The organism is Streptomyces parvulus (genome assembly GCF_014648855.1).
Taxonomy (GTDB): domain Bacteria; phylum Actinomycetota; class Actinomycetes; order Streptomycetales; family Streptomycetaceae; genus Streptomyces; species Streptomyces parvulus.
The window spans coordinates 538748-553166 of the sequence record NZ_BMRX01000001.1 but is presented as its reverse complement, the minus strand read 5'-3'; the positions used below and the strand labels follow the sequence as shown (position 1 = coordinate 553166).

At 73.2% G+C, this 14419-nt stretch carries 13 protein-coding genes; 6 read left to right on the top strand and 7 right to left on the bottom strand.

Annotation, left to right across the window (positions count from 1 at the left end; all coding sequences use genetic code 11):
* Positions 1 to 168: 168 nt before the first annotated feature.
* On the top strand, positions 169 to 1107 hold the full coding sequence (locus IE108_RS02580; protein ID WP_064728710.1) for an RNA polymerase sigma factor SigF: 939 nt from the start codon (positions 169 to 171) through the stop codon (positions 1105 to 1107).
* Positions 1108 to 1291: 184 nt separating this feature from the next.
* Here IE108_RS02580 and IE108_RS02575 read toward each other — a convergent pair whose 3' ends face one another.
* Positions 1292 to 1492, bottom strand: a complete 201-nt coding sequence (locus tag IE108_RS02575) for a hypothetical protein (RefSeq protein ID WP_064728711.1) — start codon at positions 1490 to 1492, stop codon at positions 1292 to 1294.
* Positions 1493 to 1697: 205 nt separating this feature from the next.
* On the opposite strand from IE108_RS02575, the gene IE108_RS02570 reads away from it, so the two are divergent.
* The 3 genes from IE108_RS02570 (at position 1698) to IE108_RS02560 (ending at position 5722) form a co-directional block, all read left to right on the top strand.
* Entirely contained in the window at positions 1698 to 2198 is a 501-nt protein-coding gene (locus IE108_RS02570; protein WP_064728712.1) for a MarR family winged helix-turn-helix transcriptional regulator, read from the top strand.
* Between the two features lie 85 nt (positions 2199 to 2283).
* Positions 2284 to 4791: an MFS transporter gene (locus IE108_RS02565; protein ID WP_064728713.1), complete on the top strand. Its 2508-nt coding sequence runs from the start codon at positions 2284 to 2286 to the stop codon at positions 4789 to 4791.
* Between the two features lie 109 nt (positions 4792 to 4900).
* A complete protein-coding gene (locus IE108_RS02560) occupies positions 4901 to 5722 on the top strand; it encodes a YceI family protein (protein WP_064728714.1) in 822 nt (273 codons plus the stop codon).
* Here the strand turns inward: IE108_RS02560 and IE108_RS02555 are convergent.
* Entirely contained in the window at positions 5705 to 6406 is a 702-nt protein-coding gene (locus tag IE108_RS02555; protein WP_064728715.1) for a GAF and ANTAR domain-containing protein, read from the bottom strand. The genes IE108_RS02560 and IE108_RS02555 overlap by 18 nt on opposite strands.
* Positions 6407 to 6424: 18 nt before the next feature.
* Positions 6425 to 7174 carry an ANTAR domain-containing protein gene (locus IE108_RS02550; RefSeq protein WP_064728716.1) on the bottom strand — a complete coding sequence of 250 codons (750 nt, stop codon included), beginning with the start codon at positions 7172 to 7174 and terminating at the stop codon, positions 6425 to 6427.
* Positions 7175 to 7389: 215 nt separating this feature from the next.
* Here IE108_RS02550 and IE108_RS02545 point away from each other — a divergent pair, with 215 nt between their 5' ends.
* Together IE108_RS02545 and IE108_RS02540 are read left to right on the top strand one after the other, a co-directional pair.
* On the top strand, positions 7390 to 7770 hold the full coding sequence (locus tag IE108_RS02545; protein WP_064728717.1) for an STAS domain-containing protein: 381 nt from the start codon (positions 7390 to 7392) through the stop codon (positions 7768 to 7770).
* Positions 7771 to 7805: 35 nt separating this feature from the next.
* Entirely contained in the window at positions 7806 to 8276 is a 471-nt protein-coding gene (locus tag IE108_RS02540; protein WP_064728718.1) for a PPOX class F420-dependent oxidoreductase, read from the top strand.
* 125 nt (positions 8277 to 8401) lie between these two features.
* On the opposite strand, the gene IE108_RS02535 is transcribed toward IE108_RS02540, so the two are convergent.
* From IE108_RS02535 to IE108_RS02520, 4 genes are all read right to left on the bottom strand, one after another.
* Positions 8402 to 9160, bottom strand: coding sequence for a TetR/AcrR family transcriptional regulator (locus tag IE108_RS02535; protein WP_064728719.1), 759 nt, complete (start codon positions 9158 to 9160; stop codon positions 8402 to 8404).
* 120 nt (positions 9161 to 9280) lie between these two features.
* A complete protein-coding gene (locus IE108_RS02530; RefSeq protein ID WP_064728720.1) occupies positions 9281 to 10771 on the bottom strand; it encodes an MFS transporter in 1491 nt (496 codons plus the stop codon).
* 90 nt (positions 10772 to 10861) lie between these two features.
* Entirely contained in the window at positions 10862 to 13051 is a 2190-nt protein-coding gene (locus tag IE108_RS02525; protein ID WP_064728721.1) for an ArnT family glycosyltransferase, read from the bottom strand.
* A complete protein-coding gene (locus IE108_RS02520) occupies positions 13048 to 14409 on the bottom strand; it encodes a bifunctional glycosyltransferase family 2/GtrA family protein (protein ID WP_064728722.1) in 1362 nt (453 codons plus the stop codon). Before IE108_RS02520 ends, IE108_RS02525 begins: the two co-directional genes overlap by 4 nt.
* Positions 14410 to 14419 lie beyond the last annotated feature (10 nt).

The following is a 14419-nucleotide window of genomic DNA, read 5'->3' as shown; positions in this document are numbered from 1 at the left end:
GGGGTATTCGTGTCTCGGATGTCGACATGTCACTACAGCGCGTTGCCGACATGTGACATTCTGCCGGAGACGCGTTTGCCGGAGCCCCGGCTCCGGTATTCAGGTGAAGGCTGCGTTCCCGCCGTGGGAGCGTCCGCCGCGACCGTCCCGCGACCCAAAGGGGGTGGCATGTCCGCAGACCAGGGCAGCTCGAAGGTGCTCGCGCTCGCTGAGAGCGAGACCGCGCCCGACACGATCGAGGCGCTCGGCCCCGTCGGCCCCATCGGCCCCGCCGATGAGATTCAGGCCGTCGAAGCCGTCGAGAACCTCGACGCCGTGCCGGCCCAGAGCCTTCCGGCCTCGGAGGCCATCGACACCCGCACCCTGTCCCGCTCCCTGTTCCTGCGGCTCTCCACCCTCGACGAGGACAGCCCGGAGCGCGCCTACGTCCGGGACACCCTGATCGAGCTGAACCTCCCGCTGGTGCGTTACGCCGCCGCGCGCTTCCGCTCCCGCAACGAGCCGATGGAGGACATCGTCCAGGTCGGCACCATCGGCCTGATCAAGGCGATCGACCGCTTCGACTGCGAACGGGGCGTGGAGTTCCCGACGTTCGCGATGCCGACGGTCGTCGGGGAGATCAAGCGGTTCTTCCGCGACACCTCGTGGTCGGTGCGGGTCCCGCGCCGCCTCCAGGAGCTGCGGCTGGCGCTGACGAAGGCCAGCGACGAGCTGTCCCAGAAGCTGGACCGCTCCCCGACGGTCGGCGAGCTGGCCGCCGTGCTGGGCGTCTCCGAGGAGGACGTCGTCGACGGCCTCGCGGTGGGCAACGCCTACACCGCCTCCTCGCTGGACTCCCCGGCCCCGGAGGACGACGGCGGCGAGGGCTCGCTGGCGGACCGCCTGGGGTACGAGGACACGGCGCTGGAGGGCGTGGAGTACCGCGAGTCCCTCAAGCCGCTGCTGGCCAAGCTGCCGCCGCGGGAGCGCCGGATCATCATGCTGCGTTTCTTCGCCAACATGACCCAGTCGCAGATCGGCGAGGAGGTGGGCATCTCCCAGATGCACGTCTCCCGGCTGCTCACCCGGACCCTGTCGCAGCTGCGCGAGGGCCTGATCTCGGACTGACGCCGGGGCCGCGACCTGGCCCGGGCCAACAGCACGGCGACCGCCGCGGCACCTCGGGGGTGCCGCGGCGGTCGTCGTCGTGCCCATGCCGCGCCGCGACGGTCGCCGTCGAGCCCATACCCGCGCCGCGGGCCCGGGGCAGCGGCCACGCCCCGCGACGCCGGCATGATCCAAACGACAGGCCCTAGCCCAGCGCCAGCCAGGCCACCGCCGCGACGACGACGACCGCGGCGATGATGCCGACGATCAGGCCGATGCGGGGGCCGGAGGACGAGGCGGCGGGGGTCGCCTGGCGGCTCTGCGGGGCGTCGTCCACGAACGCGCGGAACATCTGGGTGCTGCCGGCGGGGTCGTTGGTGCCCTGGGGGCCCTGGTTGTTAGCCATGGGCCGAGACACTAGCGAATCCGCGGGTGCGGCCCAAGTGCGGGGCACCTCACCGCCCTTGCCGCGCCCCACCGGCCGCCACCTGCGCGTTTACTTTCGTAATACTTGCCTTTGCCAACTTTTTATGGCGCAGCACCCCGTTTTGTTTGCCTGTAGCAACCAACGGAACTTATCGTTGCCCTAAGCAACGAATCGGGAGGTGCGCATGGCCGGGAAGGCGCAGTACGAGGAGCTGATCCGTCAGTTCAGTGCCTTCGGCGCCGTGAAACGCGAGATGGGCCGACTGCTGCCGGCCGACTGCCCCGGCGGATCGGCGGCCGTGATGACGCTGCTCGGCCGCCACGGGGACATGCGCATGAGCAAGCTCGCCGAGCTGCTCGCCGTGGACATGTCGGTGACCAGCCGCCATGTCGCCCACGTCGCGGACCGGGGCTGGATCGAACGCTTCCCCGACCCGGCCGACAAGCGCTCGCGCATCCTGCGCCTGACGCCCGAGGGCCACGCCCAGCTCGACGACATCGCCGAGCGGACCACCCAGCTGCTCGCCCACCGGCTGAGCGACTGGTCCGACGACGAGGTCGGCCAGCTCTCCCGGCTCATGGCCCGCCTCAGGGCCAGCTTCGACGACTGCCGGGCCCCCGCGGTCCGGCCTCCCGCACTGTCCGGGGACGAACAGTCCACCCGTACACCCGCGATCACCACGTAAGTAAAGGAAGTCCATGGCAACGACCACACCAGCCGGTGTGCGGGCTCATGCCAAGCACGGGGGAGGCTCCACCGGAGACGCTCCGATGACGCACCGGCAGATCATGGAAGCGCTGTCCGGGCTGCTGCTCGGCATGTTCTGCGCCATTCTGTCCTCGACCATCGTCACCAACGCGCTGCCCGAGATCATCGGGGACCTCGGCGGCGGCCAGAGCGCCTACACCTGGGTCGTCACCGCCTCGCTGCTGACGATGACGGCCTCGACGCCCCTGTGGGGCAAGCTCGCCGACCAGATCAGCAAGAAGGCGCTGGTCCAGACGGCCCTCGTCGTCTTCGTCATAGGCTCCGTCATCGCCGGTCTGGCGCAGAACCCGGCGATGCTGATCACCGCCCGCGCCATCCAGGGCCTCGGCGGCGGCGGTCTCTCCGCCCTGGCGCAGATCATCATGGCCGCGATGATCGCCCCGCGTGAGCGCGGGCGCTACTCCGGCTACCTCGGCGCCACCTTCGCCGTCGCCACCGTCGGCGGCCCGCTGCTCGGCGGCGTCATCACCGACACCAGCTGGCTCGGCTGGCGCTGGTGCCTCTACGTCGGCGTGCCCTTCGCGATCATCGCGCTGATCGTGCTGCAGAAGACGCTGCACCTGCCGGTGAACAAGCGGAAGGTCAAGGTCGACTGGACCGGCGCCTTCTTCATCACCGCGGCCGTCTGCCTGCTGCTCATCTGGGTCACCTTCGCCGACGACAAGTACTCCTGGGCCTCCTGGCAGACGGGAGTCATGGTCGGCGGCGCCATCCTGCTGACCCTGATCTTCCTCTTCGTCGAGTCCAAGGCCAGCGAGCCGATCATCCCGCTGCGCCTGTTCAAGAACCGCACCATCACGCTGGCCTCGCTGGCCTCGCTGTTCGTCGGTATCGCGATGTTCGCGGGCACCGTCTACTTCAGCCAGTACTTCCAGCTGGCCCGGGACAAGTCCCCGACGATGTCCGGGCTCATGACGATCCCGATGATCGGCGGCCTGTTCGTCTCGTCCACGGTCTCCGGCATCGTCATCACCAAGACCGGCAAGTGGAAGCGCTGGCTGCTGGCCGGCGGCGTGCTGCTCACGGCGGGCCTGGGCCTGCTCAGCACCATGCGCTACGACACCCCGTACTGGCACATCGCGATCTTCATGGCGCTGATGGGTCTCGGCGTCGGCATGATGATGCAGAACCTCGTGCTCTGCACGCAGAACCAGGTGGCCCCGAGCGACCTGGGCGCGGCCTCCTCCACGGTGACCTTCTTCCGGTCCCTGGGCGGCGCGGTGGGCGTCTCGGTGCTCGGCTCCGTGATGTCCAGCCGGATCAGCCACTACGCCTCCGACACCATCGGGCAGCTCAGCCCGCAGGAGCAGGCGGCGGCCGCCAAGGCCTCCGGCAGCGGCGCCATCCCCGACATGGACATGCTGCCCCACGGCATCCGCGAGTGGCTGGAGAGCGCCTACGGGCACGGCATCGCCGACATCTTCCTGTACGTCGCCCCGATCGCCCTGATCGGCTTCCTGGTGACCCTGTTCATCAAGGAGGTCCCGCTGCGCACCTCGGGCGCCCTCGCCCAGGCCGCGGAGGCCGCCGCCGAGGCCACCCCGCCCACCGCGGGCTCCCCGGCCGAGGCCACCCGGGTCGCCGACGCGCCGGTTCCGGCCGGTGCCATGGCGGCCCTGGCGGCTCCCGCCGCACCGTCGGCCGTCTCGGACACCGAGGTCGTCGGGGTCGCCGGGGGCGCCGCCACCCAGCGGCTCGGCGCCGTCGCCACGGCGACCGGCCCCGGTGAGCCGGCGGCGTCCGTCGCCGGCGGCATCGCGGTCCGCGGCTTCGTCCGCGGGGCCGAGTCCGCCCCGGTCCCGCAGGCCGCCGTCACGCTGATCTCGCTGGCGGGCCGGCAGCTGGGCCGGTCGGTCGCCCAGGCCGACGGCTCCTACGTGCTGGACGCGCCGAGCGCGGGTTCGTACGTGCTGATCGCCTCCGCCGACGGCTTCCAGCCGCAGGCGTCCACGATCGTCGTCAACGACGAGCCGGTCGCCTTCGACATCCTGCTCAGCGGCACCAGCGGTCTGACCGGCCTGGTCCGCGCGCTGGAGAACGGGCTGCCGGTCAAGGACGCCATGGTGATCGTGACCGACGTGCGCGGCGATCTGCTGGCCAGCGCCGCCACCGGCGAGCAGGGCGAGTTCTCCTTCGCCGAGCTGGTGCCCGGCACGGTGACCGTCGCGGTCAACGCCGTCGGCTACCGGCCGCGCGCCCTGCCGGTCGAGGTGGGCGGCACCGGGGTCACCCGGGTCGAGGTCGACCTCCAGGCCGGCTCCCGGGTCCAGGGCGTCGTGAGGGCACCGCAGGGTCCGCTGGCCGACGCCCGCGTCACCCTGGTCGACGCGGCCGGCAACGTGGTCGGCACGGCCACCACCGGCGCGGACGGGGCGTACGCCTTCACCGACCTGGACGCCGGTGAGTACACCGTCATCGCGACCGGCTACCCGCCGGTGGCGACGGCCCTGACGGTCGCCGGCCCGGGTGCCGACGGCCACGACATCGAACTCGCCCACCCCGGCGAGTAGCGAGACCCCGGCCCGTGGTGGCGTGCGCGCTCTGAGCGGAGGTGCGCCCGCCCACCACGGGCCGGCTTCTTTACGACCACTTTCTGAGCCTTTGCAGGGAGAAAACGGGATGGGACTGACCGCGAGGATCCGAACGCGGGACGGATGGGCCGTGTCGCACGCGGTCGTCACGGTGACCGACATGACCGGCACCCAGGTGCTGCGGGCCGAGGCGGACACCGAGGGCACCGTGCGCGACGCCACCGCGCTCACGCCGGGGGCGTACACCGTCATCGTCACCGCGGTCGGCTACGCGCCCGCCGCCTCCAGCGCGATCGTCACCGCGAGCGGCCGGGCCGAGGTCGGCACGGTGACGCTGGCCCGCCACGGCGGCACCGAACTGCCCCCGCCGGGACCCTGGACGGTCGACCCGGCGCACTCCGCCGTCTCCGCCGTCGCCCAGCACCTCGGCATCTCCAGCGTGCGCGGCCGCTTCACCGACTTCGCGGCCCTCGTCGAGATCGCGCCGGACGACGTCGCCAAGTCGCGGGTCGAGGCGGTGATCCGGGCCGCGTCCATCGACACGGGCAACGGCATGCGCGACACCCACCTGCGTTCGCCGGACTTCCTGGACGTCGAGCGCTTCCCGGAGATCACCTACCGGTCCACCGGGGTGTCCGAGGCGGGCCCCGACCGCTGGACCGTCAACGGCGAGCTGGGGCTGCACGGCGTGGTGCGCCCCGTCGACCTGGACCTCGCCTACCTCGGCACCGGCGCCGACCCGTGGGGCGGCACCCGGGCGGCGTTCCGCGCCACGACCGAGCTGCGCCGCGAGGACTTCGCCATGAACTACAACCAGGTCGTCCAGGCCGGCATCGCCGCCATCGGGACGACCCTCAGGGTCGAGCTGGACATCCAGGCCGTGCAGGGCGAGTCACTGCCGGCCGTCTGAGCCGTCGCGGGGCGCCCGGGCCACCAGCTCGGCGCAGAGATCCCGGAGCTTGACGTTCCGGTTCTGCGAGGCCCGGCGCAGCCGCTCCATGGCCTGGTGGGCGTCCACGCGCTCCCGGGCCATGACCATGCCGACCGCCTGGTCGATGACGCCGCGGGAGAGCAGGGCCGTGCGCACGTCCTCCGCCGAGGCCTGCTCGCGCTCGATGCGCAGGGCCTCGTTCACGGCCGCCGCCGTCCGCTCCACGAAGGCGCGGGCGGTGTCCCGCCCCTCGGCGAGGGAGTCGGGTTCGAGGCCGTAGAGGTTGAGCGCGGCGTCCGGCTCCCCGTCGACGGGCAGCGGCAGCGCCAGCACGCAGCGCACGCCGGTACCCAGCGCGTACGCGGTGTACGCGGGCCAGCGGGTCTCGGTCGCCAGGTCGGCCGCGTACTGCGGGGTCTGCGTGTCGGCGGCGTCCACGCAGGGGCCCGAGCCGTTCTCGTACTGGCGCAGGTCCAGGCCGCTGGGCAGCCCCGTGCTGCCCGCCAGGGTCATCAGCCGGTCGGACCGGCGCACCGTGACGGAGCAGGCGGCGGCGCCGGTCACCTCCGCGACCGCGCGGTCGGTCACGTCGCGCAGCAGGGTGTCGAGACCCTGGCTGCGCGCCAGCGCCCGGTCGAGGGTGTCGGGAGTCTGCGAGGTCATGCCCCTACGTCTTTCCCGTCACCGCTCATTGACGCCTCTTGCGCCCGGACCCGCGTTCGCGTCGACGATGCGCCGGGCGAGGTCCCGCAGCTTCACGTTCTCACGCTGGGACGCCTTCACCAGGGACTCGAAGGCGCCGGCCGCGTCGATGTCCATGCGCTCCATGAGGATGCCGGTGGCCTGGCCGATCAGGTCCCGGGTGCGCATCGCCTCGGTGAGCTGCTCGCGCACGGTCGCCGAGTCCAGGGCGAGCGAGACGTGGGCGGTGAAGAGCCGTCCGATGCGGGTCGCCTCCTCGTCGAAGGCCTGCGGTTTACGCGCGTACGCCGTCAGCACGGTCAGGCGGCGCCGGTCGGCGCGCAGCCGGAGCGAGAGCGCCGAGCGCAGGCCGAGGCCGGAGAGGGTGTTGCCGCCGCCGTCGGCCTCGCTGTCGGCCGTGCGGACCACGGGGGTGGCCCACAGGCGCTCCCAGTCGGGGTGCGGGGTGTGGCCGCCGTGCCGGGGCTCGGCGGCGAAGCGCACGGTCTCGTCGGTCCAGGCGAGGGTGCGCAGGCGTCCGCCGCGCTGGATCTCCGCGATGCCCGCGTGGTCGGCGCCGGGCAGCAGGCGTACGGCCAGCTCGACGGCGGCGTTCATGGTGGCGTCGGGGGTGCCCGTCCCATGGAGCTGCTGTGCCGCGGCCGTCAGGGACTCGGCCAGCTCGAAGCCCGCCGGAAAACACGGCAAATCAGGAAATTCGGACGCAGCCACCACGAACCTCTTCGGCATGCCCGGCCAAAAGGCCGTGCGCAGGAGAGCTCCGCAGCACATTCCCGACTGCGAGCACAGGACGAACAGCACTTTAGCTGCTTGGTTGCCCGCCGGTGACGCCCGGCCGAAGGACCGGGCGGCCGCCTTCCGCACCGCCCGGGCCCGTGATGGAATGAGAGCGGGTCAGGAAGCGGCCCGGCCGGAACCGGACGGACCTCTGTCAGGTGGGTGCTGTGACCTTCCTCCCCCAGCCCTGCGGGCCGCGCGAGCCGGGTGAACCACCCGGCAGCGCCGTTCTCGCCATGCCCAGCGAGATCGACTTCTGCAACGCGTCGGGCCTGCTGCCCCTGATCATGGCCGCCGTCGACCAGCGGCCCGCCGGTTTCCGCCTGCTCGTCCTGGACCTCACCGGGACCCGCTTCATGGACTCGCAGGGCATCCGCCTCCTGACCGCGGTACGCCACCGCCTGCCCGCGGGCGCCCGGCTCGGCCTGGTGGTCGCCCCGAAGGGCGTACCGAGCCGCGTGCTGGAACTCTCCGGCCTGCGCCGCGACGTGCCGGTCTACGACAACGTGGGGGAGGCGCTGCGCGCGGGGGCCGGCCGGGACGCCTGACGCCCCCGGGCGGGGTGGCGACCTAGGCTGGCGGCATGGCACCCAACATCGCGACGAACACCCGTGTCTCCCTGGACGAGTTGCTGGACTTCGTCCGCCCCCGGCACCGGGCGATCCTGCTGACCCGGCGGACTGACGGCGGACCGCAGGCCTCGCCGCTGACCTGCGGGGTCGACGACTCCGGCCGGATCGTCGTCTCCACCTACCCGGAGCGGGCCAAGACCCGCAACGCGCGCCGTGACACGCGGGTCGGCCTCGTCGTGCTCAGCGACGACTGGAACGGCCCGTGGGTGCAGATCGACGGCACGGCCGAGGTCATCGACTCGCCCGAGTCGGTGGAGCCGCTGGTCGAGTACTTCCGCAACATCTCCGGCGAGCACCCCGACTGGGACGAGTACCGGCAGGCCATGGTCCGGCAGGGCAAGTCGATCATCAGGGTCACGCCGGAGCGGTGGGGCCCGGTGGCCACCGGCGGCTTCCCGGCGCGCCTGGCGGCGGACGACTGACCCTCCGGGGGCCGCGGAGAGGCCCGGAGCCGGCGGCCGGCTCCGGGGGTGACCGCGGGGCGGTGAGTTGACCTCCGGCCCGGTGCGTCGGCCGCCCGCGCCGCCGGCAGGGTGCCGGGGGCGGGTCAGCCGCGGTCGACCATCGTCTCGATGCCCGCGATCAGTACGTCCAGGGCGAACTCGAAGTCGCGGTCGAGCATCTCCGCGACGGTGCCGCCGCCGCGCGCGGCCATGATCTCCTGGGCCTGCCCGATGACGCCCTCGGTGTCCGGCACCTCGGTCGCCGCGTCCATCGAGTCCGCGTAGTACTCGTCCGGGCTCCGTCCGACGTCCGCGGCCCGCGCGAGGAAGCGGCCCTCGACGGTGCCGTAGCCGTTGACGAACTGGAAGACGGCGGCGATCGCCCCGGCCAGCCGGTGCTCGGGCAGGCCGCTGCCGCGCATGACGGTCTGCACGGCCCGGGAGAAGGCCAGCGCGTGCGGCCCGATGTTCAGGTACGTGCCGAGCAGCGGGGCGAGCCACGGGTGGCGGACCAGCAGCGCGCGGTTCTCCGCGGCCAGCGCGCGCAACCGGGCGCGCCAGTCCCCGCCGGCCTCCACAGCGGGGTGGCGCAGCTCGCCGAAGACCGCGTCCAGGGCGAGTTCGAGCAGTTCGTCCTTGGTGTCGACGTACCAGTAGACGGACATCGCGGTGACGTTCAGCTCGGCGGCCAGACGCCGCATGGAGAAGCCCGCGAGGCCCTCGGCGTCCAGCAGCCGGACGGTGACCGCCGTGATCCGCTCCCGGTCCAGTCCCGACGGCTGCCCGCCCCGGCGGCCGCCGCGCCGCCCCGCGTCCGCCATCCAGACACTGGCCCGGGGGCCCTGCCGCCCTGCCTTCGCCATGCGCGTCGTCTCCTCGACTCGTCGAACGCCGGTCGGCCGGACGCCCCGTGCGGGCGCCGGGAACGGCGCGACCAGCCGCACCGGGCCGGCAGCCGCACAACTACCCTGCCACCCGGCCCATCAGGCGGCCATCTTCTCCGCCCGCCGCAGCAGCACCGCCGCCACGACCCCGCCGAGCAGCACGGCCACCGACCCCACCAACTGGCTGCTCTCCAGCCCCGACGAGAACGCGTCGATCACCCGCTCCCGCTCCGCCTCCCCCTCGGCCGCGGCCAGCGCGCCCGGCAGCGACGCCGCCGCGACGGGCACCAGCGCCGCGAACCGCGAGTTCAGCACCGCCCCCAGCACGGCCACCCCGAGGCCGTTGCCGAACTCCGCCAGCGTGCCGTTGACCCCCGCGCCGACCCCTGCCCTGGCCGGCGGGATGGCGCTCATCAGGGCGTGCGCCATGGCGGGGTTGCCGAGCGCGCAGCCCACGCCGATCAGCAACAGCCCCAGCAGCGTGCCGGCGTAGCCCTGCCCGGTGAGGGTGGCGATGGCGACCAGGCCCGCCGACATCAGCACCATGCTCAGCAGCACCGCGACCGGCGTGCCCAGCCGGGCCAGCCACTTCGCCGCCACCCCGGAGAAGTTGAGCAGCACCACCGTCAGGGCGAGCGGCGCCGTCCGCAGCCCCGCCTCCAACGGGCCGTAGCCCAGCACGAACTGGAGGTGCTGGGTGAGCAGGAACAGCGCGCCACCCATCCCGAAGGTGATCAGCACCAGCCCGGCCACCGCGCCGGTGAACCGCAGGTCGCGGAAGAGGTGGAGGTCGAGCATCGGGTACGGGACCCGGCTCTCCCAGTACGCGAAGAGGGCCAGCGCCGCCACCGCGACGGCGGCCGTGGCGAGCACCCTCCCGGACGCCCAGCCGTGCTCGGGCCCGGAGATGATCGCGTAGACCAGGGCCGCCATGCCGATGGTGGAGAGCACCGCGCCGACCAGGTCGGGGCGGTCGCCCCGGCGGTCCTTGGACTCGGGGACCAGCGTCACGACCGCGACCAGGCCGAGGGCGACCACCGGCAGGTTGATCAGGAAGATCGCGCCCCACCAGAAGTGGTCCAGCACGAACCCGCCGATCAGCGGCCCGCCGGCGAAGCCCAGGGCACTGACCGCGCTCCAGATGCCGATGGCCTTCGCGTGCTCGGCGGGTGCGAAGATCTGCATGACCACCGCGAGGGTGGTGGTCAGCAGCAGGGCGCCGCCGACGCCCATCCCGGCCCGTGCCGCGATCAGCTGACCGGTGGTCTGCGCGAGCCCGGCGGCCAGCGACCCCAGGCCGAACAGGGCGAGGCCGGCCGCGAGCATCCTCTTGCGGCCGTACCGGTCGGCGGCGCTGCCCGCGGTGAGCAGCAGGCCGGACTGCACCAGCGAGTAGGCGTTGATCATCCACTGGATGTCGGAGGTGGCCGCGCCCAGCTCGTCGGTGAGCGAGGGGATGGCCACGTTGAGCACGGTGTTGTCCAGGACCACCGTGAGCTGGGCGAGGCTGATGACCCCGAGGATCAGCCAGCGCCGCGGGTGGCCCTGGACCGCGGGGGCGGCCTTCCGCTCCTGGGAGGACGTCGTCATGCTGTACAGCGTATAGGCACTCCCATACGCTGTACAGCAGAGCAGTGTCCGCAGGTGCCGCAGGCCCGCCGGCCCCGCAGGCCTTCCCCGTCAGCTCGTCGGTTGGGTGAGGTCGTAGAAGGTCGCCGAACCGGCCGTGACCTTCTTGAAGTTGGCCTCGACCCACGAGGTGATCTGCGACGCGGTGCCGGAGCCGCCGCCCATGCCGCCTCCCGTGCCGCCGCCGATGAAGTAGTGGATCCTGCCGTCCGCCACGTACTCCTTGAACCGGGCCAGCGTCGGCGACGGGTCCGTGCCGTTGAAGCCGCCGATGGCCATCACGGGTTCACCGGTGCCGAGCTGGTAGCTCGCGGCGTTCTGGGAGCCGATCGCGGCGGCCGCCCAGGTGTAGTCGCCGGCGTCCGTCTCCAGCAGCTTCTTCGCCTCCGAGTCGACCTGGGCGCCGTTGAGCAGGCCGCCCATGGCTCCGCCGCCCGTGCCGCCGCGTTCGCCGGAGCCGCCGCCGGGGCTGGGGCGGCGGCCGGGCGCGGTGCCGTTGCCGTTGCCGGGGGCGCCGTTGCCCTGCTGGTTGCCGCCGGGCGCGGTGCCGGGGAGGCCGCCGACGGTCCCGGTACCACCGCCCTGCCCCTGCCCCTGGCGCGGTGGGGTGCCGCCGCCGGGGAACTCACCGCCGCCCGGGAAGCCGCCGCGGCCACCGCCCGGCCCGCCCATCATGCTCGCGCCGGCCGGACCGGCCGTGACGATCGACCCGCTGTGCCCCTCCCCCACGGTGCTCAGCGTGTACGCGGCCGGTGCCGCCAGCGACGCCGCGATGCCCAGCCCGGCCGCCGCGAGTGCCGTCCGCCGACCCAGCCGCCCGGCGAAGACCAGCCCGAGCGCGGCGACCAGGCCGCCGACCAGGACCGCCCACTTGAGCCACGGCAGGTAGTCGGGCGTGCGGTTGAGCAGAACGTATCCCCACGCCGCGGTCGCCGTCACGGCGGCGGCCAGCGCGAGGGAGGCCCACATCCGCTCCCGCCGTTCCCACAGCGTCGCGGCGCCCGTGCCGACCACCGCCGCCAGGTAGGGCGCGAGGGCCACCGTGTAGTACTGGTGGAAGATGCCGGCCATGTAGCTGAAGACGGCCGCGGTCATCAAGAGCGAGCCGCCCCAGACCAGGAGGGACGAGCGCGCGGTGTCGGTGCGGCCGCCGCGGCGCGTGGCGACCAGGCCCGCGACGAGCAGGATCAGGGCGGCCGGCAGCAGCCAGGAGATCTGGCCGCCGGTCTCGGAGTTGAACATCCGGTCCCAGCCGGTCTCGCCCCACATGCCGCCGCCCGCGCCGCCGGGCCCACCGCCGCCGCCGACGCTGCCGGTCTCCTCGCCGTTCAGCCGGCCGAGGCCGTTGTAGCCGAAGGTCAGCTCCAGGAAGCTGTTGTTCTGCGAGCCTCCGACGTACGGCCGCGACGAGGCCGGCCACAGCTCCACCACCGCGACCCACCAGCCGCCGGAGACCACGACGGCGAGCGTCGCCAGGGCGAGTTGCCCGAGCCGCCTGCGCAGCCGCACCGGCCCGCAGACCCCGTACACGAGGGCGAGCGGGGGCAGGATCAGGAAGGCCTGGAGGGTCTTCGTCAGGAAGGCGAAGCCCACCGCGACGCCGGCCCACACCAGCCACCTGGTCCGGCCGTCCTCCAGCGCCCGTACGACGAGGTAGCAGGCGACGGACATCAGCAGCGCCAGCAGCGCGTCCGGGTTGTTGAAGCGGAACATCAGCGCGGCGACGGGCGTGAGCGCCAGCACCGCACCCGCGATCAGCCCGGCCGCGGGGCCGGACCGGCGGCGCACCGCCGCGTACACGACGGCGACCGTCGCGACGCCCATCAGCACCTCGGGGACCAGGACCGACCAGGAGGAGAGCCCGAAGACCCGCACCGTGAGCGCCATGGGCCACAGCGCGGCGGGCGGCTTGTCCACGGTGATGGCGTTGCCCGCGTCGAGCGAGCCGAAGAAGAAGGCCTTCCAGGACTCGCTGCCGGCCTGCACGGCGGCCGAGTAGAAGGAGTTGGCCCAGCCGGAGGCGCTCAGGTCGTACAGGTAGAGCAGCGCGGTGGCCAGGAGCAGCCCGAGGAGGGCCGGGCGGGCCCAGCGGGGGTCCTCGGGGCGGCCCCGCCACAGCCCACGCGGCCGGGACCACCGGGGACCGCGGTGCGGCCGCGGTGCGGCGGGCGGCTCCGGGTGCCCGCCGCCGTGGTTTCGCGTGTCTCCCGCCGGGGCGGGCTGTTCGTGCTGCGTCGTCATCGTCGTTCCCGGGGTTCGGTGTCGGCGGTCCGCACGGGCCGGCGGCGGGCGGTCGCGTCGCTCCACACGAGGTACTGGCCGGGGTGCGCGGGCTCCGGTGTGCGGGCGGCGTCCGCGGGCGGCGCGTCGGGGAAGACCCAGGCGCGGAAGAGCAGGAAGCGCAGGACGGTGGCCGCGAGGTTGGCGGCGATCAGCACGGCCAGCTCGGTGCTGTGGTCCGGGTCGGCCGCCGCCGCGTTCAGGGCGGCGAGCGAGCCGCTGGTCAGCGCGAGGCCGATGCCGAAGACGACCAGCCCCTGCGCCTGGTGCCGGACGGCGCCGCCCCGGCCCCGCACCCCGAAGGTCAGCCGCCGGTTGGCGGCGGTGTTGGCGACGGCCGAGACGAGCAGCGCCGACGCGTTGGCCGTCTGGGAGCCGGCGAAGAGGCGGAAGCCGCTGTAGAGGAGCAGGTAGCAGAGGGTCGACAGGACGCCCACGACGCAGAAGCCGACGAGTTGCCGCGCCAGCCCCTGCGGTACGTCCGTCAGCTCGCGGTCGCGCGGGTCGTCACCGAAGGGCCGGGCCAGCCGGTCCAGTGGCAGCGATCCGGTGGCCAGCGCCCTGCCGATCCGCCAGACGCCCTTGAGGTCGTCGGCGGCGGTCCTGACGATGTGCACCGTGGAGTGCGGGTCGTCGACCCAGTCGACCGGCACCTCGTGTATCCGGCACCCGGCGCGCTCGGCGAGCACCAGCATCTCGGTGTCGAAGAACCAGCCGGTGTCCTCCACCAGCGGCAGCAGCACCTGGGCGACGTCCCGCCGGATCGCCTTGAAGCCGCACTGGGCGTCGGAGAAGCGGGCCTGGAGGGAGCCGCGCAGGATGAGGTTGTAGGTACGGGAGACGAACTCCCGCTTGGCGCCGCGCACCACCCGCGAACTGCGGGCGAGCCGCGACCCGATCGCGAGGTCGGAGTGCCCGGAGATCAGCGGCGCCACCAGCGGCAGCAGGGCGTTGAGGTCGGTGGACAGGTCGACGTCCATGTAGGCGAGGACGGGGGCGTCCGAGGCGGACCAGACGGTCCGCAGGGCCCTGCCCCGGCCCTTGCGCTCCAGCCGGACGGACCTGACCTCCCCGAGGTCGGCCGCCAGCCGCGCCGCGACGTGCGCGGTGGCGTCGGTGGAGGCGTTGTCCGCGACGGTGATGCGGAAGGCGTAGGGGAACGTCCGGGTGAGGTGCTCGTGCAGCCGCTGGACGCACGGCCCGAGGTCCTTCTCCTCGTTGTACACGGGGACCACTACGTCCAGGACGGGCGTGCCGGCTCCTGTGGCCGGGAGATGCTCCCGCGCCGGCAGGGGGCCGGGAGAAGAGTCGGTTCGCATGGGACCGACT

What these genes read in the sequence shown, in the direction of transcription:
- IE108_RS02580 (WP_064728710.1), top strand. Translation starts at nt 169, where the DNA reads ATGTCCGCAGACCAGGGCAGCTCGAAGGTGCTCGCGCTCGCTGAGAGC.
- IE108_RS02575 (WP_064728711.1), bottom strand. Translation starts at nt 1,492, where the DNA reads ATGGCTAACAACCAGGGCCCCCAGGGCACCAACGACCCCGCCGGCAGC.
- IE108_RS02570 (WP_064728712.1), top strand. Translation starts at nt 1,698, where the DNA reads ATGGCCGGGAAGGCGCAGTACGAGGAGCTGATCCGTCAGTTCAGTGCC.
- IE108_RS02565 (WP_064728713.1), top strand. Translation starts at nt 2,284, where the DNA reads ATGACGCACCGGCAGATCATGGAAGCGCTGTCCGGGCTGCTGCTCGGC.
- IE108_RS02560 (WP_064728714.1), top strand. Translation starts at nt 4,901, where the DNA reads ATGGGACTGACCGCGAGGATCCGAACGCGGGACGGATGGGCCGTGTCG.
- IE108_RS02555 (WP_064728715.1), bottom strand. Translation starts at nt 6,406, where the DNA reads ATGACCTCGCAGACTCCCGACACCCTCGACCGGGCGCTGGCGCGCAGC.
- IE108_RS02550 (WP_064728716.1), bottom strand. Translation starts at nt 7,174, where the DNA reads ATGCCGAAGAGGTTCGTGGTGGCTGCGTCCGAATTTCCTGATTTGCCG.
- IE108_RS02540 (WP_064728718.1), top strand. Translation starts at nt 7,806, where the DNA reads ATGGCACCCAACATCGCGACGAACACCCGTGTCTCCCTGGACGAGTTG.
- IE108_RS02535 (WP_064728719.1), bottom strand. Translation starts at nt 9,160, where the DNA reads ATGGCGAAGGCAGGGCGGCAGGGCCCCCGGGCCAGTGTCTGGATGGCG.
- IE108_RS02530 (WP_064728720.1), bottom strand. Translation starts at nt 10,771, where the DNA reads ATGACGACGTCCTCCCAGGAGCGGAAGGCCGCCCCCGCGGTCCAGGGC.
- IE108_RS02525 (WP_064728721.1), bottom strand. Translation starts at nt 13,051, where the DNA reads ATGACGACGCAGCACGAACAGCCCGCCCCGGCGGGAGACACGCGAAAC.
- IE108_RS02520 (WP_064728722.1), bottom strand. Translation starts at nt 14,409, where the DNA reads ATGCGAACCGACTCTTCTCCCGGCCCCCTGCCGGCGCGGGAGCATCTC.